Origin of the sequence: Paramicrobacterium humi (assembly GCF_900105715.1) — a bacterium.
Taxonomy (GTDB): Bacteria; Actinomycetota; Actinomycetes; order Actinomycetales; family Microbacteriaceae; genus Paramicrobacterium; species Paramicrobacterium humi.
The window spans coordinates 242,161-264,917 of the sequence record NZ_FNRY01000002.1; the positions used below are offsets into that span (position 1 = coordinate 242,161).

Annotated in this window: 25 protein-coding genes, 2 tRNA genes and 1 riboswitch; of the genes, 19 read left to right on the top strand and 8 right to left on the bottom strand. The window is 67.9% G+C overall.

Annotated features, from left to right (window positions below; all coding sequences use genetic code 11):
• Nucleotides 1-2: 2 nt before the first annotated feature.
• Nucleotides 3-1,691: a long-chain-fatty-acid--CoA ligase gene (locus BLV49_RS16335; protein ID WP_245723747.1), complete on the bottom strand. Its 1,689-nt coding sequence runs from the start codon at nt 1,689-1,691 to the stop codon at nt 3-5.
• Nucleotides 1,692-1,791: 100 nt separating this feature from the next.
• Between BLV49_RS16335 and gatC the strand changes: the two genes are divergently transcribed.
• The 10 genes from gatC (at nt 1,792) to BLV49_RS16385 (ending at nt 11,076) form a co-directional block, all read left to right on the top strand.
• Entirely contained in the window at nt 1,792-2,091 is a 300-nt protein-coding gene (gene gatC / locus BLV49_RS16340; protein ID WP_091187921.1) for an Asp-tRNA(Asn)/Glu-tRNA(Gln) amidotransferase subunit GatC, read from the top strand.
• The gene (gatA, locus tag BLV49_RS16345) at nt 2,092-3,606 is read left to right on the top strand and encodes an Asp-tRNA(Asn)/Glu-tRNA(Gln) amidotransferase subunit GatA (RefSeq protein ID WP_091187923.1); all 1,515 of its coding nucleotides are present in this window, start codon (nt 2,092-2,094) and stop codon (nt 3,604-3,606) included.
• Entirely contained in the window at nt 3,606-5,102 is a 1,497-nt protein-coding gene (gene gatB / locus BLV49_RS16350) for an Asp-tRNA(Asn)/Glu-tRNA(Gln) amidotransferase subunit GatB (protein WP_091187925.1), read from the top strand. Before gatA ends, gatB begins: the two co-directional genes overlap by 1 nt.
• Before the next feature lie 76 nt (nt 5,103-5,178).
• Nucleotides 5,179-5,772, top strand: a complete 594-nt coding sequence (locus BLV49_RS16355) for a hypothetical protein (RefSeq protein WP_091187927.1) — start codon at nt 5,179-5,181, stop codon at nt 5,770-5,772.
• A 44-nt stretch (nt 5,773-5,816) separates the two neighbouring features.
• A complete protein-coding gene (gene dinB, locus BLV49_RS16360) occupies nt 5,817-7,073 on the top strand; it encodes a DNA polymerase IV (protein WP_091187930.1) in 1,257 nt (418 codons plus the stop codon).
• 53 nt (nt 7,074-7,126) lie between these two features.
• A complete protein-coding gene (locus tag BLV49_RS16365) occupies nt 7,127-7,477 on the top strand; it encodes a spore germination protein GerW family protein (protein ID WP_091187933.1) in 351 nt (116 codons plus the stop codon).
• A gap of 13 nt (nt 7,478-7,490) precedes the next feature.
• Nucleotides 7,491-7,600, top strand: a riboswitch (TPP riboswitch).
• A 35-nt stretch (nt 7,601-7,635) separates the two neighbouring features.
• A complete protein-coding gene (locus BLV49_RS16370) occupies nt 7,636-8,253 on the top strand; it encodes an ECF transporter S component (RefSeq protein ID WP_091187936.1) in 618 nt (205 codons plus the stop codon).
• On the top strand, nt 8,254-9,735 hold the full coding sequence (locus BLV49_RS16375) for an ABC transporter ATP-binding protein (protein ID WP_091187938.1): 1,482 nt from the start codon (nt 8,254-8,256) through the stop codon (nt 9,733-9,735).
• Nucleotides 9,732-10,514 (top strand): energy-coupling factor transporter transmembrane component T family protein, encoded by a 783-nt coding sequence (locus BLV49_RS16380; RefSeq protein ID WP_091187940.1) that lies wholly within the window; start codon nt 9,732-9,734, stop codon nt 10,512-10,514. The genes BLV49_RS16375 and BLV49_RS16380 overlap by 4 nt, the downstream gene beginning before the upstream one ends.
• Entirely contained in the window at nt 10,507-11,076 is a 570-nt protein-coding gene (locus BLV49_RS16385; protein ID WP_091187942.1) for a nucleoside/nucleotide kinase family protein, read from the top strand. The genes BLV49_RS16380 and BLV49_RS16385 overlap by 8 nt, the downstream gene beginning before the upstream one ends.
• Nucleotides 11,077-11,081: 5 nt before the next feature.
• Here the strand turns inward: BLV49_RS16385 and BLV49_RS16390 are convergent, their stop codons facing one another.
• Together BLV49_RS16390 and BLV49_RS16395 are read right to left on the bottom strand one after the other, a co-directional pair.
• Nucleotides 11,082-12,317, bottom strand: a complete 1,236-nt coding sequence (locus BLV49_RS16390) for a D-alanyl-D-alanine carboxypeptidase family protein (RefSeq protein WP_091187944.1) — start codon at nt 12,315-12,317, stop codon at nt 11,082-11,084.
• A gap of 55 nt (nt 12,318-12,372) precedes the next feature.
• Nucleotides 12,373-12,723: a metallopeptidase family protein gene (locus BLV49_RS16395; RefSeq protein ID WP_091187946.1), complete on the bottom strand. Its 351-nt coding sequence runs from the start codon at nt 12,721-12,723 to the stop codon at nt 12,373-12,375.
• Nucleotides 12,724-12,798: 75 nt separating this feature from the next.
• Here BLV49_RS16395 and orn point away from each other — a divergent pair, with 75 nt between their 5' ends.
• The 3 genes from orn to BLV49_RS16410 all read left to right on the top strand — a co-directional run bounded on the left by orn (nt 12,799) and on the right by BLV49_RS16410 (nt 14,676).
• On the top strand, nt 12,799-13,419 hold the full coding sequence (orn, locus tag BLV49_RS16400; protein WP_091187947.1) for an oligoribonuclease: 621 nt from the start codon (nt 12,799-12,801) through the stop codon (nt 13,417-13,419).
• Nucleotides 13,420-13,470: 51 nt separating this feature from the next.
• Nucleotides 13,471-13,543, top strand: a tRNA-His gene (locus BLV49_RS16405).
• Nucleotides 13,544-14,013: 470 nt separating this feature from the next.
• A complete protein-coding gene (locus tag BLV49_RS16410) occupies nt 14,014-14,676 on the top strand; it encodes a Type 1 glutamine amidotransferase-like domain-containing protein (protein WP_091187949.1) in 663 nt (220 codons plus the stop codon).
• 54 nt (nt 14,677-14,730) lie between these two features.
• On the opposite strand, the gene BLV49_RS16415 is transcribed toward BLV49_RS16410, so the two are convergent.
• Nucleotides 14,731-14,803, bottom strand: a tRNA-Arg gene (locus BLV49_RS16415).
• 176 nt (nt 14,804-14,979) lie between these two features.
• Between BLV49_RS16415 and BLV49_RS16420 the strand changes: the two genes are divergently transcribed.
• Together BLV49_RS16420 and BLV49_RS16425 are read left to right on the top strand one after the other, a co-directional pair.
• On the top strand, nt 14,980-15,774 hold the full coding sequence (locus BLV49_RS16420; protein WP_091187951.1) for a YggS family pyridoxal phosphate-dependent enzyme: 795 nt from the start codon (nt 14,980-14,982) through the stop codon (nt 15,772-15,774).
• Entirely contained in the window at nt 15,771-16,586 is an 816-nt protein-coding gene (locus BLV49_RS16425) for a PfkB family carbohydrate kinase (protein WP_091187955.1), read from the top strand. Before BLV49_RS16420 ends, BLV49_RS16425 begins: the two co-directional genes overlap by 4 nt.
• Nucleotides 16,587-16,590: 4 nt before the next feature.
• On the opposite strand, the gene BLV49_RS16430 is transcribed toward BLV49_RS16425, so the two are convergent.
• The 3 genes from BLV49_RS16430 to BLV49_RS16440 all read right to left on the bottom strand — a co-directional run bounded on the left by BLV49_RS16430 (nt 16,591) and on the right by BLV49_RS16440 (nt 19,181).
• A complete protein-coding gene (locus BLV49_RS16430; RefSeq protein ID WP_091187957.1) occupies nt 16,591-17,832 on the bottom strand; it encodes an NAD(P)/FAD-dependent oxidoreductase in 1,242 nt (413 codons plus the stop codon).
• A gap of 89 nt (nt 17,833-17,921) precedes the next feature.
• Nucleotides 17,922-18,299: an RNA-binding S4 domain-containing protein gene (locus BLV49_RS16435; protein WP_091187958.1), complete on the bottom strand. Its 378-nt coding sequence runs from the start codon at nt 18,297-18,299 to the stop codon at nt 17,922-17,924.
• Nucleotides 18,300-18,308: 9 nt separating this feature from the next.
• Nucleotides 18,309-19,181 carry an SGNH/GDSL hydrolase family protein gene (locus BLV49_RS16440; RefSeq protein WP_091187960.1) on the bottom strand — a complete coding sequence of 291 codons (873 nt, stop codon included), beginning with the start codon at nt 19,179-19,181 and terminating at the stop codon, nt 18,309-18,311.
• A gap of 113 nt (nt 19,182-19,294) precedes the next feature.
• Here BLV49_RS16440 and BLV49_RS16445 point away from each other — a divergent pair, with 113 nt between their 5' ends.
• From BLV49_RS16445 to BLV49_RS16460, 4 genes are all read left to right on the top strand, one after another.
• Nucleotides 19,295-19,912, top strand: a complete 618-nt coding sequence (locus BLV49_RS16445; RefSeq protein WP_245723748.1) for a CDP-alcohol phosphatidyltransferase family protein — start codon at nt 19,295-19,297, stop codon at nt 19,910-19,912.
• Nucleotides 19,913-19,965: 53 nt separating this feature from the next.
• Nucleotides 19,966-20,430 carry an FHA domain-containing protein gene (locus tag BLV49_RS16450; RefSeq protein WP_091188082.1) on the top strand — a complete coding sequence of 155 codons (465 nt, stop codon included), beginning with the start codon at nt 19,966-19,968 and terminating at the stop codon, nt 20,428-20,430.
• Complete coding sequence (gene ftsR / locus BLV49_RS16455) at nt 20,430-21,131, top strand: transcriptional regulator FtsR (protein ID WP_091187962.1); 702 nt, start codon at nt 20,430-20,432, stop codon at nt 21,129-21,131. The genes BLV49_RS16450 and ftsR overlap by 1 nt, the downstream gene beginning before the upstream one ends.
• A 144-nt stretch (nt 21,132-21,275) precedes the next feature.
• Complete coding sequence (locus BLV49_RS16460) at nt 21,276-21,821, top strand: MerR family transcriptional regulator (RefSeq protein ID WP_091187965.1); 546 nt, start codon at nt 21,276-21,278, stop codon at nt 21,819-21,821.
• Nucleotides 21,822-21,887: 66 nt separating this feature from the next.
• Here BLV49_RS16460 and BLV49_RS16465 read toward each other — a convergent pair whose 3' ends face one another.
• The gene (locus BLV49_RS16465; protein ID WP_091188085.1) at nt 21,888-22,730 is read right to left on the bottom strand and encodes a ParA family protein; all 843 of its coding nucleotides are present in this window, start codon (nt 22,728-22,730) and stop codon (nt 21,888-21,890) included.
• Nucleotides 22,731-22,757 lie beyond the last annotated feature (27 nt).

The window sequence follows — 22,757 nt, forward strand, 5'->3', positions numbered from 1 at the left end:
CGTCACTCCGCGTCGAGCAGCTGGTCGCGGACCTTCTTGCGCAGCACCTTCCCGATGAGCGAGAGCGGAAGCTCGTCGAGCACGACGATGCGGCGCGGAACCTTGTACGGGGTGAGGACGTCGCGCGCGAACGACCGCAGCTCCTCGGGGTCGATGCTCTCGCCGGGCGCCGCGACGACCGCTGCGACGACGTCCTCGCCGGAGTGCGCGCTCGGCAGACCCACCACGGCGGCGTCCGCGACGCTCGGGTGGCTGCGCAGCGCGTTCTCCACCTCCGACGGCGACACGTTGAAGCCGCCCGTGATGATGAGCTCCTTCAGCCGGTCGACGATCGTGATGAAGCCGTCGTCGTCCATCGTGACCATGTCGCCCGTGCGGAACCAGTCGCCGTCGACGAAGACCTCGGCGGTGGCATCCGGGTTGTTGAAATAGCCCCGGAACACCTGCGGCCCGCGGACGATGAGCTCGCCCTCCTCACCGCGCGGCACGTCGACGGTCGGATTCTCCGGGTCCACGACGCGCACGTGCGTGCTCGGCAGCGGAAGGCCGACGGTGCCGGGCTTCCGGTTGTCGGCGACCGGATTCGCCATGAGCACGGGGGAGCACTCGCTGAGCCCGTAGCCCTCGACGAGGTAGCCGTTCGAGGCCTTCTCCCACGGCTCGACCAGATCCTGCGAGAGCGGCATGGCACCCGAGATGCCGATCTCGATGCCGTCGAGCGAGACGCCCTGCGTGCGCGCCGCGTCGAGCAGTCGCGCGGCGATCGGCGGGACGGCCGGGAAGAACGTCGGCGGGTGCTTGCGCACGACCTTGAGCACGAGGTCGGGGTCGAACTTGGGGAACAGCACGAGGCGGGCGCCCATGCTCATCGCGAAGGTCAGGCACAACGTGAGCCCGTATGCGTGGAACATGGGGAGCACCGCGTACACGACGCAATCGCCGCGCGTGATCGTCGGCACCCACGCGCGCGCCTGGGCCGCGTTCGACAGCAGATTGGCGTGGCTGAGCACTGCACCCTTCGGGAAGCCTGTCGTGCCGCTCGTGTACTGGATGACGGCGACGTCGTCCGGTCGTGGGAAGGGGTGATCGGCGGCGATGCGCTCCGTCGAGGTGAGCTGCTCCCAGGCGATCGTTCCGGACACGGCCGTGGTCAGCGCCGCGCGCGACTCACGCGCCTTCTTGACCGGCAACCGCAGCATCGCGCGCATCGAGAACGGCATCGATCGCGTGATGTCGACGGAGATGAGAGTCGTGACGGCGATGTCGTCGGGCATCGCCTGCATGGTCGCGACAACGTTGTTCCACACGATCGCGGTCTTCGCGCCGTGGTCTTCGAACTGGTGACGCAGCTCACGCGGGGTGTACAGCGGATTGTGCTCGACGACGATCGCACCCAGCCGCAGCACGGCATAGAACGCGACGATGTGCTGCGGACAGTTCGGCAGCACGATCGCCACACGGTCACCCGCGGCGACGCCGCGACGCCGCAGAGCCTCCGCGACCCGCGCGACGGCGTCCTCGAGCTGCGCGTACGTCGTCTCGGCGCCGAAGAACTCCAGCGCGACCGCGTCGGGAAAGTCCTTCGCCGACTGCTCGACGATGCCGACGAGTGAGCCGCTCGGCTCGTCGATCGTGGCCGGAACGCCGGCGGAGTAGCTGCTGATCCACGGGGCGTCGTTGTCTTGCGTCACCCCTCCACTGTAACGGCAGGCCGGCTTCCCGGCCGCGGGATCCGGGGCCGCGCGAGCACTTAGAATGGGAGCACACCCACCATCCCCGTGACGGAGGCCCATGTCTGAAATATCCGAGGAGCAGGTGGCGCACTTGGCGAGCCTCGCCCGCATTGCGCTCACCGCTGAGGAGATCACGAGTCTCACCTCAGAGCTCGACCAGATCGTCAACAGCATCGCGAAGGTGCAGGAGGTGGCGACAGAGGATGTTCCCGCGACGAGCCACCCGATCCCGCTGCAGAACGTGTTCCGCCCCGACGAGATCGGTCAGACCCTGACGCAGAAGCAGGCGCTGCAGAACGCTCCCGCCGACGACGGCGAGCGGTTCATCGTGTCGGCGATCCTTGGGGAGGAACAGTAGATGAGCGACATCACCCGCCTCGGCGCCGCCGAGCTCTCGGCCAAGCTCGCCGCGAAGGAACTGAGCTCCGTCGAAGCGACGCAGGCCCACCTCGACCGCATCGGCGTCGTCGACGGCGCCGTTCACGCCTTCCTGCACGTCTCCGACCACGCGCTCGATGTCGCCGCCGACATCGACAAGCGCCGGTCCGCAGGGGAGCAGCTCGGCGAGCTCGCCGGTGTGCCGCTCGCGATCAAGGACGTCCTCGTCACGACGGACATGCCTTCGACGTCGGGCAGCCGCATGCTCGAGGGCTACATGTCGCCCTTCGATGCCACCGTCGTCGCGCGCTCGCGCGCCGCGGGTCTCGTGCCGCTCGGCAAGACGAACATGGACGAGTTCGCGATGGGATCCTCCACCGAGCACTCGGCGTTCGGTCCCACCCGCAACCCGTGGGACCTCGAGCGGATCCCCGGCGGCTCTGGCGGCGGTTCCGCGGCGGCCGTCGCCGCGTTCGAGGCTCCGCTCGCGCTCGGCAGCGACACGGGCGGCTCGATCCGCCAGCCCGCGCACGTCACGGGCACCGTCGGCGTCAAGCCGACGTACGGCGCCGTGAGCCGCTACGGCTCGATCGCCCTCGCGTCCTCCCTCGACCAGGTCGGCCCCGTCACACGCACGGTTCTCGACGCGGGCCTGCTGCAGGACGTGATCCAGGGCCACGACCCCTACGACTCCACCTCTCTCACCGATTCCTGGCCGTCGATGGCGGATGCCGCTCGCGCGGGCCTGCGCGGCGAGGGACTCGCCGGACTGAAGGTCGGCGTGATCTCGGACCTGCTCGGCAGCGGCATCCAGTCGGGTGTCCTCTCGAGATTCCGCGAGGCGCTTGCGCTGCTTGAGAAGAACGGCGCGGAGATCGTCGAGGTCTCGGCGCCGCACTTCGAGTACGCCGTCGCCGCGTACTACCTCATCCTCCCGGCGGAGGCGTCGTCGAACCTCGCGCGCTTCGACTCCGTGCGATTCGGGCTGCGGGTCGAACCCGATGGCGGCGGAACCGTCGAGCAGGTCATGGCGGCCTCGCGCGAGGCCGGCTTCGGCCCCGAGGTGAAGCGCCGCATCATCCTCGGCACGTATGCGCTGAGCGCCGGCTACTACGACGCGTACTACGGCAGCGCGCAGAAAGTGCGCACGCTCATCCAGCGCGACTTCGCGAACGCGTTCGCGAACGTCGACGTGCTCGCGAGCCCGAGCGCCCCGACGACGGCGTTCAAGCTCGCCGAGAAGCTCGACGACCCCATGGCGATGTACCTCAACGACGTCACGACGATCCCCGCGAACCTCGCCGGTGTTCCCGGCATCAGCGTTCCGGTCGGCCTCGCGCCCGAAGACGGTCTGCCCGTCGGCATCCAATTCATGGCACCCGCCCGCGAAGACGCCCGCCTCTACCAGGTCGGCGCCTCACTCGAGTCGCTGCTCGAGGAGCAGTGGGGGCGCACACTTCTATCGCAGGCTCCTGAGCTCGGAGGGACGAACTGATGGCAACCGCCGAACTGATGGACTTCGACGAGGCCCTCGAACGCTTCGAGCCCGTGCTCGGCTTCGAAGTGCACGTGGAGCTCGGCACGAAGACGAAGATGTTCTCGGCGGCGCCGAACGACTTCGGCTCCGAGCCGAACACGAACGTCACGCCCGTGTGCCTCGGGCTTCCCGGCGCGCTGCCGGTCGTGAACGAGCAGGCCGTGCGCTACTCGATCAGCCTCGGCCTCGCGCTCGGCTGCCAGATCGCCCCGTCGTCGAAATTCGCGCGCAAGAACTACTTCTATCCCGACCTCGCGAAGAACTACCAGATCTCGCAGTACGACGAGCCGATCGCGTTCGAGGGCCAGGTGGAGGTCGAGCTGTCCGACGGCAGCATCCGCACCATCCCGATCGAGCGCGCGCACATGGAGGAGGACGCGGGAAAGCTCACCCACGTCGGCACGAGCGGTCGCATCCAGGGCGCCGACCACTCTCTCGTCGACTACAACCGCGCCGGCGTGCCGCTCGTGGAGATCGTCACCCACCCGATCTTCGGGGCGGGCACGGACGCGCCCGAGCTCGCGAAGGCGTACGTCGCGACGATTCGTGACATCGTCATCGGGCTCGGCATCTCCGAGGCGCGCATGGAGCGCGGCAACCTGCGCTGCGACGCGAACGTCTCCCTGCGCCCGTGGGGTCAGGAGAAGCTCGGCACCCGCACGGAGACGAAGAACGTCAACTCGCTGCGCTCCGTCGAGCGCGCCGTGCGCTACGAGATCCGGCGTCAGGCTGCGATCCTCGCGGCCGGAGGAACGATCACGCAAGAGACACGGCACTGGCACGAGGACACCGGCACGACCTCCGCCGGGCGGCCGAAGAGCGACGCCGACGACTACCGGTACTTCCCCGAGCCCGACCTCCTGCCCGTCGTGCCGAGCGCCGAGCTGATCGAGGAGCTGCGCGCCGCCCTTCCCGAGCCGCCCGCGGCTCGCCGCCGGCGGCTGAAGGCGGAGTGGGGCTTCACCGACCTGGAGTTCCAGGACGTCCAGAACGCCGGCCTCGTGAACGAGGTCGCCGCCACGATCGCGGCGGGCGCGACGCCGGCCGCGGCCCGCAAGTGGTGGACGGGCGAGATCAGCCGCGTCGCGAACACGCGCGGCGAGGAGCCGTCCGCGCTCGTGTCGCCCGAGAACGTCGCCGCTCTAGCCACGCTCGTCGACGCGGGCACCTTGACCGACAAGCTCGCTCGTCAGGTCCTCGAAGGAGTGATCGCGGGGGAGGGCACGCCGCAAGAGGTCGTCGACGCTCGCGGTCTCGCCGTCGTCTCCGACGACTCGGCGCTCGTCGCCGCCATCGATGACGCTCTGGCCGCGCAGCCCGACGTGATGCAGAAGATCAAAGACGGCAAGGTCCAGGCCGCCGGCGCGATCATCGGAGCGGTCATGAAGGCGATGCGAGGACAAGCGGATGCCGCTCGCGTGCGCGAGCTGATTCTCGAGCGCGCAGCGCAGTAGAGCCTCATCTCGAGGGCCTGAGCGGAGAGGAAGAGACTCTCTGGTCAGGCCCTCGATTGCGTTCTACTATGAAGCCATGCTCATCGAGGGCACGCTTCGATGGGAGGTCACGGAAGACTGCCCGTGGGACCTCCTGCTCGCGCTCGGCCTCCGCGATCTCGCCGGGCTCGATGCGGTGTGCGAAGAGGACGTGCCCCGCGGAATCCCTGACATCGGACGCATCAGCACCTCGGGCATCGACATGGCGCAATTGGAAGCGCAATGGCGCGGCTGGTGGGCGGGCCTCATCCGCCGTGAGACGCGACCGTTCATCAGCCAAGTGCGGCCGCCCCACTTCGCCGTGTTCGATCGCGCTCTCGAACTGCAGGAGCTCGTGTACCGCGGGTACGACCGGGCGATGGGCTGGGCGAAGCTGCGCCGCTTCGAGTACTTGCGCGCCGTCGAACGACGCCACCATCCGCTCGAAGACGTGTACCGCATGGTGCAGCAGCGCCAGTTCGAGCTGCGGCGCCAGTCGAGCTCCTTCCGGCTCGACCTGACCGTGCTCCCCGTGGCGCGCACGGGCGCATGGGTCGTCGCTCCCGACACCGTCGTCGTGAGCGAGAGCCTGCGGGACGACGCGAGCGCATTCCGGGACTGGCTGCACCCCGTCGTGATCGCCCTCGTCTGATCGCGCATTCCGTCGGTGTCGGCGACTCCTGCGAGAATGGAGGTATGTCTCGTCAGGACGGTCGACTGCGCCGCATCTCGGCGGACTCGGTCGACGATGCAGGGGCGACGATCCTGCACGTGGACATGGACGCATTCTTCGCGTCCGTCGAGCTCCTCGATCATCCCGAGCTCCTCGGAAAGCCGGTGATCGTCGGCCACAGGGAAGGCCGCTCTGTCGTCACGACCGCGACCTACGAGGCCCGCGCCTACGGCGTCGGCTCGGCCATGCCGATGGCGCGGGCGCTCCAGCTGTGCCCGAACGCGATAGTGCTCACGCCGCGCCACGAACTGTACCGCGACTACTCGGCTCGCGTGATGGCTGTTTTCGAGCAGGTGACGCCCGTCGTCGAGAAGCTCAGCATCGACGAGGCGTTCCTCGACGTCGCCGGCGCACGTCGGCTCCTCGGGTCGCCCGCGCACATCGCTCGGATGCTGCGCGAGCGCGTGCGCGCGGAGACGGGGCTCACGTGCTCCATCGGCGTCGCGGCGACGAAGTTCCTCGCGAAGCTCGCGTCGGGAATGGCGAAGCCCGACGGTCTTCTCGTCATCCCTCCCGCCGAATCCCTCGAGTTCCTGCGCCCACTGCCCATTCGCGCGTTGTGGGGCGTCGGAGGGAAGACCGAAGAGTCCCTCAGCCGGCTCGGTCTGCGCACCGTCGCCGATATTGCCGACGTTCCCCTGTCGGCGCTGCGCAGGGCGGTCGGGGACGCCACAGCGGTGCGCCTGCACGAACTCGCGAACGGCCGCGACCCGCGCGCGGTCGAGACGCAGCGCATCGAGAAGAGCGTCGGGCACGAGGTCACCTTCCACGAGGACATCAGCGATTCTGGACGCCTGGAACGCGAACTCCTGCGGCTCGCTTCCCAGGTCGGCGAGCGCTTGCGCCGAACGGACACGCTGGCCGGAAGCGTCGCGCTCAAACTCCGCTACAGCGACTTCACGACGGTCTCGCGCACGCGTCGGCTGCCCGAGCCAAGCAATGTCGGGCGCCGCATCTACGACGCGAGCCTCGCACTGTTCCGAGAACTCGGTGTCGGTGCTCGCCCGGTCCGGCTCATCGGCGTGCGCGCCGAGAACCTCGACGCGGGCCAGTTGAGCGCGGGACTGTGGGATCCGGATGCCGACTGGCGCGACGCGGAGACGGCGATCGACGGTCTGCGCGAGAAATTCGGCAAGGCCGTCGTCACACCGGCGTCTCTTCTCGGCGCCCGGCCAGGGACAGCCGGCGGGACACGCCAGCCGGGCACTCCCGGGAGCTGAGAGTCCCCGAGCTATGCCTGTGCAGACCAGACTGGGCGGGGTAGCGTTGGCACATGGATAACGTAGCGCTGGAACTGGCAGACAAATTCAAATCGGTCGGGGTCTCGACGGTGTACGGCGAGATCGTTGACGTCGACGGCGTCAAGATCGTCCCTGTCGCGCTTGCGAGCTTCGGCTTCGGCGCGGGCGAGGGAGACGCGTCGAGCGATATCAAGGCCGACAACAAGGCCGCGGGCGGCGGTGGCGGAGGCGGCGGGATGAGCGTGCCGATCGGCGCGTACATCCGCACGAGTGACGGTGTTCGCTTCGAACCGAACCTCGTGTCCCTGCTCACTGTCGCGATCCCGTTCGTGTGGGTTCTCGGCAAGGCACTCAAGGTCATCATCAAGGCGCTCAAGAAGTAGCGAGCGGCTACACTTGAGCTAACACGGGAGTCCGGTGAGCCGGGCTGAGAGGAAGGTTCTCAACCTTCGACCGTCGAACCTGATCTGGATAATGCCAGCGCAGGGAGGCAAATTCTCAATACCCGTGCCCTATTCACCGCATAGGAAGGGCACGACACGTGCAGACCGCAACACACACCACCACTCCGAAGCGCCGGCTGAAGTGGCGCGTCGTCGACATCGTCACCGCGAGCATCATCGGCGTCGCGTCCGGCGTCGTCTTCCTGTTCTGGAACATCGCCTATGGACCGTTGAGCGTTCCGCTCGCGTTCACTCCCGGGCTCTCGGCGCTGCTCGGCGGCGGCTGGCTGTTCGCCGGCGTGCTCAGCGGCCTCATCATCCGGAAGCCGGGAGCGGCACTGTACTCCGAGCTCGTCGCGGCCACCGTGTCGGCGCTCGTCGGCAACCAATGGGGGTTCTCCACCGTCATCTGGGGAGTCGTGCAGGGACTCGGCGCCGAGATCGTCTTCGCGATCTTCCTCTACGCCCACTATCGGTTGTACGTCGCTCTTCTCGCCGGATTCGGCGCGGGACTCGCCATGGCATTTCTCGACACCACGTTCACCGACTACGCGGCGCTCGACAGCGGCTTCAAGCTCGTCTACTACGTGAGCGCAGCCGTGTCCGGCGTCATCATCGCGGGGGGTCTGTCCTGGCTCGCCGCCCGCGGACTCGCGGCCGCCGGAGCGCTCGATCGGTTCGCCGCCGGCCGTGAGGCGCGTCGGAAAGCGGCGTAGATGCCTGCCGCTCGGGGCGCCGCCGTTCGCGCGCGTGGCTGGGGCTGGACGCACGCAGGGCGGAACCGCCCTGCCGTCGCCGGGCTCGACATCGACATCGAGCCGGGGGAGCGCATACTCCTGCTCGGCGCTTCCGGAGCCGGCAAGTCGACTCTGCTGCACGCGATGGCGGGGGTGCTCGGCGGCGAGGACGAGGGCGAGCAGGTCGGCAGCCTGCTCGTCGACGGCCGTCGGCCCGCCGATGTTCGCGGCGTCGCCGGGCTGGTGCTGCAGGATCCCGACAGCCAGGTCGTCCTCGCGCGCGTGGGCGACGACGTCGCCTTCGCATGCGAGAACCTCCAGATTCCGCGCGACGAGATCTGGCACCGTGTGCGCTGGGCCGTGGATGCCGTCGGGCTCGACGTTCCGCTCGACCACCCCACCTCGCAGCTGTCCGGCGGACAGATGCAGCGACTCGTCCTCGCCGGCATCCTCGCGATGCGACCACGGCTGCTGCTGCTCGACGAGCCGACCGCCAACCTCGACCCGGACGGCGTCGCCGAGATCCGAGACGTCGTCGCGCACGTCGCCGCGCAGACCGGACTGACGCTCGTCGTCGTCGAACACCGGGTCTCGGTGTGGCAGGACATCGTCGACCGCGTCGTCGTGCTGCAGCCCGGCGGCGGTGTCGAGACGCAGGGCGCGCCGGATCGCATTCTCGGCGACCGCGGCGCCGAGCTCGCCGCCGCCGGGATCTGGGTGCCGCAGCATCCGCCCGCCCTGCCGCCGAAGAGCACCGGTGCGCCGGGTGACGACCTGCTGACGGCGGACCGGCTCGCGGTCGGCCGCACAGCATTCGGCCGTCGCAGCGCCCGGGTCGCGGCGAGCGGGATCGACGTGGCCGTCTCACACGGCTGCGCGACGGCGATCAGCGGGCCGAACGGCGCCGGCAAGAGCACCCTCGCTCTGACCCTCGCGGGCCTTCTCGACCCGGTCGCCGGAACCCTGCGCGCCCACCAAGCCCTGGCGGACGGACTCGGCCCCGAGCCGCACCGCTGGCGGTCCCGCGACCTGCTCACGCGCATCGGCACCGTCTTCCAGCAGCCCGAACACCAGTTCCTCGCCACGAGCGTGCGGCGAGAACTACGCATCGGGCCGCACGCGCTGCGCTGCGACGAGGCCGAGATCGAGCGCCGCGTCGACGAGCTTCTGAGTCGGCTCCGACTGGCGCACCTCGCCGACGCGAACCCGTTCACGCTGTCCGGAGGCGAGAAGCGGCGCTTGTCGGTTGCGACGATCCTCGCGACACGGCCGCACGTGCTCGTGCTCGACGAACCGACCTTCGGCCAGGACGCCGTCACATGGCGAGAGCTCGTGCTCCTGCTGCGCGAGCTCCGAACGGAAGGACGCGGGATCGTCGCCGTCACCCACGATCGGCCGTTCGTGGACGCGATCGCCGACCGTGAAGTGCGGCTCGAGCGGACGGAGCCGGTGCTGCGATGACGACACTCACTCCCGAGATCACCCCCTCGCTCGTCGCCCGCATCAACCCGGTCGCGAAACTGCTCGCCGCGCTCGTGATCAGCGTGACGCTCATGCTGTCGGTCGATCTCGTCTCCGCCTCTGTCGCCCTCGCGCTCACGCTTGTGCTCGTGTCGTGGAGCGGGCTCAGCGCGCGCCAGTTCTGGCTGCGCACCGCACCGGTGTGGATCGCGGCCCCGTTCGCCGCGATCACGACGGTGCTGTACGGCGAAGACAGCGGCGCGGTCTTGTGGGACGGCGGCATCGTGACGATAACGGAAGGCTCCGCGACGCTCGGGCTCGCGATCATGCTCCGGGTTCTCGCGATCGGTCTGCCCGGCGTCGTCCTCATGGCGACGACCGACCCGACAGACCTGGCCGACGGCCTGGCGCAAGTGCTTCGGCTGCCCGCGCGCTTTGTCCTCGGCGGGCTCGCCGGAATGCGCATGATCGGCCTCTTCGTTGACGACTGGCGCGCGCTCGCACAGGCGCGGCGCGCACGCGGGGTCGCCGACAAGGCGCTGCTGCGTCGCTTCGGCTCGCAAGCGTTTGCACTGCTCGTTCTCGCGGTGCGACGCGGAAGCAAGCTCGCGACCGCGATGGAGGCGAAAGGCTTCGGCGCCTCGCGACGGCGCAGCTGGGCGCGCGAATCCCGGTTCGGGATGCCGGAGACGGTGCTCGTGCTCATCGGAGTGCTCATCGCCGCGGCCGCCGTTACCGCCGCGGTTCTCGCGGGAACGTGGAGTCTCGTCCTTGCCTGAGCAGCAGCGCGCCGAGAGCATGGCGGAGCACGCGGAGCGGATCCTCGCCGCCGTGCGAGCGCTGCCTCAGCGGCATCCGATCGTGCTCATCGATGGCCCCTCCGGCGCGGGCAAGAGCACGACCGCCGACCTCCTCGTGCGCTCATGGTCCGGGCCGGCACCCGTTCTCGTGCGCATGGACGACGTGTATCCGGGCTGGCACGGTCTTGCCCGGGCTGGCGAGCACATCGGAAAAGAGCTCCTCGATCGGCTCGCAGCAGGCAGACCGGGGCGGTGGCAGCGGCACGACTGGGAGAACGGCTCGGGCGCCGAGCGGCACATCGTGGCGCCGGGACGATCCGTCGTCATCGAAGGCTGCGGTGTGCTGACCCGCCACAACGCACCGCTCGCGGACCTGCGGGTGTGGATCGACGGCGACCCCGCTCTGCGCCGCACGCGCGCGCTCGAACGCGACAAGGGCGGCTTCGACAACTACTGGGAGATCTGGGAACACCAGATGGACGCGTTCATCGCCGAGCATGACCCGGCCGGGGCCGCCGATCTGCGATTGCGCAGCCGCTGAGCGCGCTACGACGCCCCGGTCAGCATGTCGACGAAGCGGGGAATCAGCTCGACCGGGTGCGCGAGGCGCCAGAACACGTCGGGCGCGAGGATCGAGCTATCGAGCTTCACGGGAAGCTTCACGGCCTGTCCGCCGTCGGATGCCGTCAGGGTGCCGACCACGTCGCCCTGAGTCGCCGTCGAGAAGCTCTCGGCCGTGAGGGTCGTCGACGGTGTCGCGCTCACCCAGCGCACGCGCTCCTCGGAACTTCCGGCGACGGCGTCGGAGCTCTCGCCCCACGCCGTGCTCACGTGGCCGACCGTCGTTCCGGGTGCGACGAGCGGCCCCGCCGCGACCCCGCCGTCTGCGCTGTCGAGAAGCGCGGTCATGGCGGCGTCGAGGCTGTCCCAGTCCGGCATCCGCACCATCGAGCCGTAGAACGTGTAGCTGTCCTCTCCGACGGGAATCGTCGCCGCGAACAGCAGGCACAGCCCCGCCTTGCTCGTGAAGCTCAGCGAGATTCCGGTCACGCCGCGATCGGTCATGTACGCCGTCGTGTTCACGACGCCGCGATCGGCGGCGATGCCCCGAACCGGCTGCTCGAGCACCGAGGGGATGACCGGGTTCGCCATGGCGAGCGCCGCAAGTCGGGACAGATCGGATGCCGTCGAGACGGAGTCCTCCGAGAGCCCCGTCGCGTCGGCCACGTGCGTGTCGCCGAGTCCGTGACCCTTCAGCCACGCGTTCGCTGCCGTCGCGTAGTCGTCGACGGAGCCGAACGCCCATGCGGCGAGCGTGTCGGAATGATTGTTGCTCGAGCCGAGCAGCATCGCCTGCAGCACGGCGCGCTCCGACCACGTGTCAGCCGTGTACACCGTGACGACGCGGGCGCCGCTGTCGCGGTAGTCGTTGAACATCAGGAAGTCCGCTGACGTGATCGGCACCGTCGCCCCGTCGCCCTCGGGCTCCATGGGCTTCTCATCGAGCACGACGAGCGCGGTGACGACCTTCGCAATGCCGGCCATCGGCAGCGCCTCGTCGTCGCCCGCGACGGCGAACGGCTCGTGCTTCGCGCTCTCGGTGATCGCCGAGGCGCCGGTCTCCGGCAGCGCGGGCGGGGAAGCCGATGCTGCCGGCGCGAGTTTCGTCGGAGTGACTGTCGCCTCCGGGAGAGGCGCGAGCAGCGTCGCAGGACCGTAGAGCCCGGCGCCCAGAATGACCGCCGTTCCCGCGACGATGCCGATCACGCGTCCGACGCCCATGACTGCCTCCCGTGTTGCCCTGCAGTGAGGTTAACCCGGATGCCGGCGGCCGGGCTCACGCCCAGCCGAGGCGGTGCAACTCCGCGTCATCGATTCCGTAGAAGTGCGCGATCTCGTGCACGAGCGTGATGTGGATCTGCTCCCGCAGCTCCTCCTCGTCGTCGACGATCGCCAGCAGCGGCAGGCGGTAGATGCTGATGGTGTCGGGCAGCTCGCCGAACCCGTACTGGCCGCGTTCGGTCAGCGCGACGCCGTGGTACAGGCCCAGCAGGTCCATCGAGCCGTCCTCGGGCGTGTCCTCGACGAAGATCGCCACGTTGTCGAGCCCCGCGAGCATGTCGTCGGGCAGGCTGTCGAACTCGTCGCTGACCAGATCGTCGAACGCGTCGGCATCCATCTCGAACATGCGGCCTCCCGCCTCAAGCCTAGGCGAGGCGCACGCGTGGATCGGCACGTCGCACGCCGCGGATACGATGGGACCATGAGCAACGTAAGCGACCGTCTGGTCTGGATCGACTGTGAGATGACCGGGCTCGACCTCTCGGTCGACGAACTCGTGGAGGTCGCTGTCGTCATCACCGACTTCGATCTCAACCTCGTCGACGACGGCTTCAGCATCGTTATCAAGCCCAGCGACGCCGCCATGCAGAACATGGGCGAGTTCGTCACGAACATGCACAAGAGCTCCGGGCTGCTCGACGAGATCCCGAACGGCGTGAGCCTCGCCGACGCCGAGAAGCACGTGCTCGACTACGTTCTCTCGCACGTGCCCGAACAGAAGAAGGCGCCGCTCGCCGGCAACACGATCGGCACCGACCGTGCGTTCCTCGCGCGATACATGCCGAACCTCGACGGGCACCTGCACTACCGCAACGTCGACGTGTCCTCGATCAAAGAGCTCTCCCGCCGCTGGTACCCGCGCGTCTACTTCAACGCGCCCGCGAAAGACGGGGGCCACCGGGCGCTCGCCGACATCCTCGAGTCGATCCGCGAGCTGCAGTACTACCGTCAGGCGGTTTTCGTTCCGCAGCCCGGGCCGACGTCCGACGAGGCGAAGGCGATCGCGACCTCGCTCGTGTCACAAAGCACCTCTGACGTGTAATACAATCGAAAAGTTGCTGTTGTTCGCCACCGTGCGAATGACCGCCGCATGGTGGGTATAGCTCAGTTGGTAGAGCGCCTGGTTGTGGTCCAGGAGGTCGCGGGTTCAAGCCCCGTTACTCACCCCGGGTCCGGCCCCAGCATTTCAACGCTGGGCCGGTTTGCTTTCGCGTTTGCTCTGGTCGGAGGCCGTTTCGGGGTGCGATGGGGATGGTGATTCCGACGCTGCGTTCTGACGTGCCAGTGATCGGCTCACTGTCCTATGCGCGACGCCGAGCTTGTGGGCAATCTCTCTGACAGTTGCTCCGTCGCCATAGCGGCGCCAGCTGCCCCGCAAGTCCTCGTCGACTAAAACACGAAGTCGGGCGCGAGTGTCTACGCGAGCGGCGATGAGTCGCGTCAGACGATCTGGACGTGGAGCCCCTGCTTCTTGGCGATCTGTACGTGAGTCAGACCGTCTGCGTAGTCGTCACAACCGTTTGGGAACGTAGCCGGTGTGTCACTACCGGGTGAGGGAGCGGACGCTTGCCCTCCACGCGGTCTAGAGTCGAGCGGTGAGGGACGTCGTCGTCCCGTCCGCGAAGTAGGAGGCACTGTGCGACTTCTCCTGACGTCCGGCGGCATTACGAATCCGAGTATCCAGGCCGCGCTGGTCGGCTTGCTTGGCAAGCCGATAGCCGAGTCATCGGCCCTTTGCATTCCGACAGCCCAGTGGGGTCACCCGGCCTGCGGACCCGTGTCGGTACGCGGTTTCGTAAGCGGATTGCCTCCTTGGGGAGGAATGGCCTCACTGGGGTGGGCGTCGGTGGGAATGCTCGAGTTGTCGGCGCTGCCGACGATCGGCACCGAGCGTTGGGCGCCCTGGGTTCGCGATGCCGACGTTCTGCTGGTGGACGGCGGAGACGCGACGTACCTCTGCCACTGGATGCGGCAGTCGGGACTGGCCGACATGCTGCCTTCGCTGACTGACACCGTCTGGGTCGGCGTGAGTGCCGGCAGTATGGTGATGACTCCGCGAATCGGCGCCGATTTCGTAGAATGGCCGTCGGCGCCAGATGACCGGACTCTCGGTCTGGTGGACTTCTCGATCTTCCCGCACCTCGACGTCTTCCCGAGCAACACGCTCGCCTCGGCGCGGCGCTGGGGCGAGAAGATCGACGGGCCAGCGTACGCCATCGACGATCAGACGGCGATCTGCGTGAGAGAGGGCGAGGTGGAGGTCGTATCGGAGGGGCAATGGGTTCAGCTGCGGCCCTAGAGAACCGACCGTCACGTGCCCAGAGCGGCTTCCGGCGCGATGATCGAACGAAAGTGCCCCCGGCAGGACTCGAACCTGCAACCTACGGATTAGAAGGCCGTTGCTCTATCCATTGAGCTACGAGGGCAACTCGTCCAGAGTACTATGCCGGCGCCGGTGGCCCGCGAACGCCAGTAGCGATAGCGGTAAAGTCGAGACCAGAGCACTCCGGAGGCGGCACGGCACTCGATCCGCCGTCGAAGCCGCATCCGCCGGAGCCCGAGCGAACACGCCGTCTTGCGCGGTGGGAAGTGAGAGCATTCCGTGAATCCTGAGCCGGATGCGGCACGAGCGGCATACCCGACGGCCACATCCACCGAAGAGTTCGCCGCCAATATCGCGGCGGTGCGTGCCCGCATCGGCGCGGCCGCCACCCGATCCGGCCGAGATGCGGGAGAGGTGCGGCTGCTGCCCGTCAGCAAGACGGTTCCGGAGGAGCGATTGCGGCTCGCTGTCGCGGCCGGCGCCACGTTCCTCGGAGAGAACAAGGTGCAGGAGGCCCAGCGCAAGGCCGAGAGCCTCGCCGACATTCCGGATCTGAAGTGGGCGGTCATCGGGCACCTGCAGACGAACAAGGCGAAGTACGTCGCCCGCTTCGCCGCGGAGTTCCAGGCTCTGGACAGCATCCGCGTCGCTGAGGCGCTCCAGCGTCGTCTCGAGATCGAAGACCGCACGCTCGACGTCTACGTGCAGGTGAACACGTCCGAAGAAGACAGCAAATTCGGTCTTCCGCCCGAGCAGACGGCTTCGTTCATCGCGCAGCTGCCCGCCTTCGACCGCGTCCGGGTGAAGGGGCTCATGACCCTCGCTGTCTTCAGCGATGATCTCGACCGGGTGCGGCACTGCTTTGTGCTGCTGCGCACGCTCAGGGACCAATTGCGGCAGGCTGCGCCCGACTCGGTCGATCTCACGGGGCTGTCGATGGGCATGTCGGGGGATTTCGAGACAGCCGTGGAGGAGGGCGCGACGACAGTTCGCGTCGGGCAGGCCATCTTCGGATCACGCGCACTTCCAGACAGCTACTACTGGCCGGGCGGCACAGGGTCGGCGGCCGAGTGAACAACGAGGTCAGCGTTCGCACGAGCGGCTGGGAGATGGACAGTCGGCCCGTCGACATCGTCGTGATCAGTTCCCAGCTCGCCTACGGCGCCGTGGGAAACACAGCGTCGGCACGCGTCCTCACGGAAGCCGGCTACCGCTGTGTGCAGGTTCCGACCGTCATTCTCAGTGCGCTTCCGCATTACCCGGGGGTGCACGGCGGCCCGCTTCCCGACGACTGGTTCGCGGGGATTCTCGATGACCTGATCGGTCTCGGAGCTCTCGCTGAAGTCCGCTACGTCCTCGTCGGATTCCTCGCCCATTCCGGGCAGGCGGCCGTGATCGCCGAATGGTTCGCGGCACTGCGTACGAAGGTCCCCGGAGTGCGGCTCGTCGTCGACCCGGCGATGGGGGATGACGACGTCGGGCTCTACACCGACCCGGCGGTCGCGGCATCCTATGCCCGTCATCTGGTGCCGCTCGCTACGGGACTCACACCGAATCGCTTCGAACTCGCGATGCTGAGCGGCCGTGAACTCGTCGCCGCAGACGACGTCGCGGCGGCGGCGGCAGCTCTGCGTCCGGACGGCGGTTGGCTCATCGTCACGAGCGCCGACCCGACCGGCACCGCGGTGATCAGCAATCTCGTCGCAACCGAGGAGGGCACCCGAACGGTGCGCAACGAGCGACTGCGCACCGGCGCGAAGGGCGCCGGTGACATCTACGCCGCGACCGTGGTCGCGCGACTCCTCGCGGGAGCTGACATCTCAGTCGCCGCGGACGATGCCGGTCGCGCCGTCGCCGACACGATCCGCGAAGCGCCTCGCGTGTGACGAGTCAGTTCTGCGGATCGAGCACCACGTGTGAACGGTTATTCGTGAGGTAGTTCTGCGTCCACGACACGACCGCGCCGACCTTCTGACGAGTGCCGGAGAGCAGCGCGACGTGAACGAGAAGCCACGCCATGTACGCGAAGAATCCCTTCATGCGGATGCGCCGGCGGCCGATCTCGGCGACGGCCGCGCCGCGACCGATCATCGCCATGTAGCCCTTGTCCACATAGCCGAACGGTGTGCGCGGCAGCCCCTGGAGGTCCGCGATGATGTTCTTCGCAGCCCATTTTCCGGACTGCTGCGCCACCGACCCGAGTTGCGGCAGATGATCGCCGCGCGCATCCACGATGTTTGCCGAATCGCCGAGCACGTAGACGCCGTCGATATCCGGTGCGGTGAGCTCCGGGGTGACGTCCACGCGCCCGCCGCGGCCCGTGGTGAGACCCGAGTCCGTGATGACCTGCCCCGCCTTGAGGCCGCCCGCCCACACGACGATCTGGCCGGGGATCTGCGAGTCGTCCGCGAGCGTGACACCGTCATCGCGGACTTCCGAGACTCCCGTGCCGAGGTGCAGCCGCACGCCAATGGCCTTCAGCCGCTCGGCCGTGTAGGCCTGCGACTGCTCGGAGAACGGAGCGAGCACCTTGGGAATCATGTCGACGAGATGAACCGTGCAGCGTCGGGCGAACTCGGGGGAGTAGTAGCCGGGATACACGTAGCGGATGTTCTCCGCGATCGCTCCGGCGGTCTCGACGCCCGTCGGCCCGCCACCGATGACGAGGACGTCGACCGCTGAATCCGGCTCGGGGGCCGCGGCGTTCATCTCTTCGTCGATCTTCGTGCCGAGCCGGATCGCGTCGGCCACCGAGTACAGCGGGAACGCCTGCTCTTCGGCACCTGTCGTGTTGAAGAAGTTGGGAACTGCTCCGGCGGCGATCACGAGGATCCTCGCGGAGAGGGATCGGCCCGAATCGGTGACCACGCTGCGCGCTTTCGCGTCGATCGAGGTCACAGTCTCGTGCAGCACCTTGACGCTCTTGTACCGGCGGAAGATCGACCGGATCGGGCGAGCGACCTCGGAGACGCCGATCTGCGAACTGGCCACCTGGTACAGCAGCGGCTGGAACTGATGGTAGGTGTTCTTGTCGATGAGGAGGACGTCGATGCCTTTGCGTCCCAGCTCTCGAGCGGTGCTGATTCCAGCGAAACCGCCTCCGACGATGATGACTTGATAGCTGTCCTTCATCTAGGGCACGATACTCCGGAGCCGTCCCGAAAGGGAGGGCTTGCATCCGGCACTCAGGGGCAGGCATCGTCGCGTGCCCGCGCGTTCGACTACGAGCGCCCTCGCAGCTGATCGATCTGCCGCCGCTCACGCTTGGTCGGTCGACCGGCGCCGCGGTCCCGCATTATCGCTGCCGGTGCGGCGATGCGCTCGGGTCGCGGCGGTGTCCTGTCGATCAGGCAGTCGGCGGCAACAGTCGCCGATACGCGCTTCGAGATGAGCTTCGTCACCGTCACCACGCGGTCGAACCCGGTGATGCGAATCCGCACTTCGTCGCCGACGTGCACCTTCAGCGCCGGCTTCGCGCGTTCCCCGTTCACTCGAACGTGCCCGCCGCGGCATGCCGTGGTCGCGGCAGAGCGGGTTTTCGCGAGACGCACCGCCCACAGCCAGCTGTCAACGCGCACGGCGCCCGTTTCGGCATCCATGCTTCGAGCCTACGTGCCCGCGCGTGTGAGCGCGTCGAGCACCGTTCCCGCGGTGAGCGCCGAGCCCGACGGATTCGGATGCAGCCGGTCGCCGACCAGGAACGACGCGGGTCCTGCTTCCGCAGCCAGGTACGCGGCATTCACGTCGATGAGCAGCACGTTCGTCCGTGGTGCGGCCCATGCGCGAACATCCTCGAGCACGCGCTTGTGCGCTTCGTGCCACTTGTCGAAGCGCGGGTTCTCGAGGATGACGGCGTAGCCGACGCTCGCCGGCCAGCGCTGCTCGACGGCGGCGAGGAGATTGCTGAACTCAGGACCGACCGCTCGCGGCTTGCGCACGTTGTTGAGCCCGTGGTTGATGATCAGGATGTCGGGCCGCTTCGGCAGGAGCGTGTCGATGTGCTCGAGAGAATATGCGGCGGTCTTGCCTGAGGCCGAACCGTTCCACACGATAAGCGGTGCGTTCGCGGCGTCGCTGTTCGCCGTGATCTCAGGATCGTACGCGTTCGACTCGAGGTTCCACGGGTGCTCCACGAGCGGCCGGTCGGTTTCCACAGCGAGGCGGCGGAAGGCGAGGTCGACCCACTCGCCCGGCTCGTTCCCGGTCGAATCGCCCGCGACCGCGATGACGAAGGGGTGATCCCGCTGATCGATGCGCTTCCACGCGTCGTCGAACGGAACGGACGCGACGACCGCCGTCGTCCCATGGTGCGGCGCCTGCTGTGCGACAGCCACGGGAGGAGCCTCGGTGGGCCGGAAGGCCGACACGACCACAGCGCCGACGGATGCTGCGGCGGCCAGGCTCAGCGCGAGCGCGGCAACGCGGATGCCGCGACGTCGACGTCGGGGCATCGATGCATCGCCGGTGGTGCTCGGGGCCATGCGTAAAACAGTAAACAGTGCAGGCTGCGACTCCTAATCGGCGCGCTACCCGTCTTCGGGGTACGACCGCCTGACCGGCGATGCGGGCCGGTCGCCCTTTGTAGACTGAAGGCGTGAGCCAAAAGCCGTCCTGGGAGGTCAGCGACCGAATCCTCACGATTCCGAACGTCCTCAGCTTCGTGAGGCTCGCGCTCGTGCCGGTATTCCTCGTGCTGCTCGTCGAGGGGCAGGATGTGCTCGCCCTCGTTGTGCTCGCCGTCTCGGGAATAACCGATTTCCTTGACGGGTTCCTCGCGCGCCGGCTCGACCAGGTCACGCGTCTCGGTCAGCTTCTCGACCCGGCGGCCGACCGGCTGTACATCTTCGCCGCTCTCCTCGGCCTCGGCTGGCGAGAGCTCATCCCGTTCTGGCTCGTCGTCGTCATCATCGCGCGCGACGTGATGCTTCTCGCGCTCGCCGTGCTCCTCGCCCGACACGGCGGAACGGCGCTCCCCGTCGTGAAGACGGGCAAGGCCGCGACGGCGGCGCTCTTCATCGGACTGCCGGTGCTCATGCTCGGCAGCGCCGTGCCGAGTGCGGGCTTCCTCGCGCTGCCGATCGGGCTCGGATTCTCCCTTCTCGGAGCCCTGCTGTACTGGGTCGCCGGAATCATCTACATTGTGCAGACCCGCCGGCTGATCACGAGGCGCCCTGTGCCCGGGGATGCATCTTCGGATACGCTGGAGAAGTGAGGAGAAACACGGTGCCATACCCCGATGACGAATACCCTGCCACCGGCGTCGTGATGCGCGGTTCCGCGCCAGATCAAGGCTCCGGCGGAGACTTCAACGACACGACGGTCGGTTACGGCGAAGACTTCAGCAAGGCGCTTGCCGGTCTCGCCGGTTCGACGACGCGTGAGGAGCAGGACGCCATCGCGGCTCTGCCTTCCGGATCGGCTCTCCTCATCGTTCGCCGTGGCCCCAATTCGGGGGCGCGGTTCCTTCTCGATTCCGACGTCACGACCGTCGGACGCCACCCGGACGCCGACATCTTCCTCGACGACGTGACCGTCTCCCGTCGCCATGCGGAGTTCCGGCGCAACGGCAGCACATTCGAGATCCACGATCTCCATTCGCTGAACGGCACGTACTTCGACGGCGCTCGCATCGACACCGCCCTCCTCTCCGACGGCGCTGAAGTGCAGGTCGGGAAGTATCGCCTCACCTTCTACGCCTCCCGCCGCGACCTCCGCGCGACGGGGCAGTAGTGGCGGCGAACGCAGCGAGGTCTTCTTCCGCCGCGCCTCAGCTCCTGAACATCGGGCAGGTCCTCGCGCGGCTGAGGGCGGATTTCCCCGACCTGTCGAGTTCGAAACTGCGGTTCCTCGAAGAGCAGGGACTCGTGTCGCCGGCCCGCACCCAGAGCGGTTATCGGAAGTTCTCGATGCGCGACGTCGAGCGGCTCCGTCTCACGCTGTCGATGCAGCGGGACCATTACCTGCCGCTCAAGGTGATACGCGCCTACCTCGCCGATCTCGACGCCGGCAAGTCGCCGGCCTTTCCCGGTCTCGCTGAAGGGGCGCCGACCCCGACGATCATTCCCGGCGGCAAGAGATACAAGCGCGCGGAGCTTCTGCGTGAGGCCAACGCCAGCCCCGGGCTGCTCGCCGACGCCATCTCGGCGTCGCTCATTCCGCCGGGCGACTCGTTCGCCGAAGACGCCCTCACGATGTTGAAGTCGCTCGTCTCTCTGCAGCGCTGCGGTATCGAGCCGCGACACTTGCGCGGCTTCCGCACTGCGGCGGATCGTGAAGTCGACCTGATCGAGAGCGCTCTGCTGCCGATGGCCCGGCGGAAGGATGCCGCGAGCCGCGCACGCGCCGCGGAACTCGCCGGTGACATCGCCGGCCACCTCGAGGCCGTGCGCAACAACCTCATTCGCGCAGCACTAGGCCGAATCTCACCCTAGGCTTAGACTGGTCGCAATGCCCTCGTGAAGCCCCGACTCCCGACACGCCGAAATGGTGAGCTCGATATCGGACACGAAGCGCAGTGCAGTCGATAGCGTAGGACACGCACACGGAATCGTGAGCAGAAGAGGAGAGGGACACCGATGAGCGAACTCAGCCGCGATGACAGCGCTCGGTACGACCTCGGACTCCTGTTCACGGACGGACTGCCCACTCTCGACAACGACTCCGGCTACCGTGGAGCCGTCGCGGCGCGCGCCGCAGGCATCACATACCGGCAGCTCGACTATTGGGCGCGCACGGGGCTCGTCGAGCCCACCGTGCGCGGCGCCTCCGGCTCGGGCACGCAGCGTCTGTATGGATTCCGCGACATCCTCGTGCTCAAGCTCGTGAAGAGGCTTCTCGACACGGGGATCTCGCTCCAGCAGATCCGCACGGCCGTGAACCAGCTCCGCGAAGCCGGAGTGCACGACCTCGCCCAGACGACGCTCATGAGCGACGGCGCGAGCGTCTACCTGTGCACCTCGAACGACGAGGTCATCGACCTCGTGAGCCGCGGCCAAGGCGTCTTCGGCATCGCTGTCGGCAAGGTGCTGCGGGAAGTGGAATCCACGCTCGTCGAGTTCGACCCGCAGGCGCCGGACCCCATGGACGAGCTCGCTGCTCGTCGCGCCGCCCGCAGCGCCTGACCAGCTACCGCTGAAAACTCACGCGGACGATTGCGTCTGCGCACGGCATTGCCGAGCGCGAGCCGATTACGGCTGAGCGGGCTCGATCGGAGCGTTCGGCCGGGCACCGTAGTCGGCGTACTCGCCCACCCGGCCGGTCCGCAGGACGCGTTCGAGGAGCTGGTCGAAGTAGTGAGCCATCTCCTGGGCGCTGTCGCCCGGCCAGATGTGCAGCGGTTTCGCCGCTCCCTGTGCCTGCTGGAGCGAGGTGCGCTCGGGAAGCTGCGGACTGAGCACGAGCGGACCGAACATGTCCCGAAGCTCCTTGATGCGGAATTGGTGCTCGAGTGACTGGTTGCGCACACGGTTGACGATGATCCCGAGCGGCTGCAAGCGAGGAGAGAGCCCGCGCCGGATCTCCTCGATCGCCCGCAGAGCGCGGTCCGCCGCGGCGACCGAGAACAGCCCCGGCTCGGTCACGACGCTGACGCGGTCGCTGGCCGCCCATGCGGTTCTCGTCAGAGCGTTGAGGGACGGAGCGCAGTCGATGAGCACGAGATCGTATTCGTTCTCGACGTGCGCGAGGGCCTCCTCGAGCTTCCAGATGTCACGAATCGACGGGTGCGGACCATCGAAGTTGATGGCGGAGGGGCTGCCGATCATGACATCGACCTTGCCCGGGTGCGTCGACGTCCAGCCGGAGGGTGCGATGGCCTGTCGGACCGTCTTCTCCTTCGGAGCCGCGAGCACGTCGGCGACATTGAGGTGGCCGGCGAGCGAGATGTCCATGCCCGTCGACACGTCCGACTGCGGGTCGAGATCGACGACGAGGGTGCGCACGCCCCTGGCGAAGGCCGCGGAAGCAAGTCCGAGACTCACGGTCGTCTTGCCGACGCCGCCCTTGAGGCTACTGACGCTTAATACGTGCACAGTCACATACGTTACCTTTAGGAGGGT

Coding starts and splice junctions, on each gene's coding strand:
- gatC (WP_091187921.1), top strand. CDS start 1,792: ATGTCTGAAATATCCGAGGAGCAGGTGGCGCACTTGGCGAGCCTCGCC.
- gatA (WP_091187923.1), top strand. CDS start 2,092: ATGAGCGACATCACCCGCCTCGGCGCCGCCGAGCTCTCGGCCAAGCTC.
- gatB (WP_091187925.1), top strand. CDS start 3,606: ATGGCAACCGCCGAACTGATGGACTTCGACGAGGCCCTCGAACGCTTC.
- BLV49_RS16355 (WP_091187927.1), top strand. CDS start 5,179: ATGCTCATCGAGGGCACGCTTCGATGGGAGGTCACGGAAGACTGCCCG.
- dinB (WP_091187930.1), top strand. CDS start 5,817: ATGTCTCGTCAGGACGGTCGACTGCGCCGCATCTCGGCGGACTCGGTC.
- BLV49_RS16365 (WP_091187933.1), top strand. CDS start 7,127: ATGGATAACGTAGCGCTGGAACTGGCAGACAAATTCAAATCGGTCGGG.
- BLV49_RS16375 (WP_091187938.1), top strand. CDS start 8,254: ATGCCTGCCGCTCGGGGCGCCGCCGTTCGCGCGCGTGGCTGGGGCTGG.
- BLV49_RS16380 (WP_091187940.1), top strand. CDS start 9,732: ATGACGACACTCACTCCCGAGATCACCCCCTCGCTCGTCGCCCGCATC.
- BLV49_RS16390 (WP_091187944.1), bottom strand. CDS start 12,317: ATGGGCGTCGGACGCGTGATCGGCATCGTCGCGGGAACGGCGGTCATT.
- BLV49_RS16395 (WP_091187946.1), bottom strand. CDS start 12,723: ATGTTCGAGATGGATGCCGACGCGTTCGACGATCTGGTCAGCGACGAG.
- orn (WP_091187947.1), top strand. CDS start 12,799: ATGAGCAACGTAAGCGACCGTCTGGTCTGGATCGACTGTGAGATGACC.
- BLV49_RS16430 (WP_091187957.1), bottom strand. CDS start 17,832: ATGAAGGACAGCTATCAAGTCATCATCGTCGGAGGCGGTTTCGCTGGA.
- BLV49_RS16435 (WP_091187958.1), bottom strand. CDS start 18,299: ATGGATGCCGAAACGGGCGCCGTGCGCGTTGACAGCTGGCTGTGGGCG.
- BLV49_RS16440 (WP_091187960.1), bottom strand. CDS start 19,181: ATGGCCCCGAGCACCACCGGCGATGCATCGATGCCCCGACGTCGACGT.
- BLV49_RS16450 (WP_091188082.1), top strand. CDS start 19,966: ATGCGCGGTTCCGCGCCAGATCAAGGCTCCGGCGGAGACTTCAACGAC.
- BLV49_RS16460 (WP_091187965.1), top strand. CDS start 21,276: ATGAGCGAACTCAGCCGCGATGACAGCGCTCGGTACGACCTCGGACTC.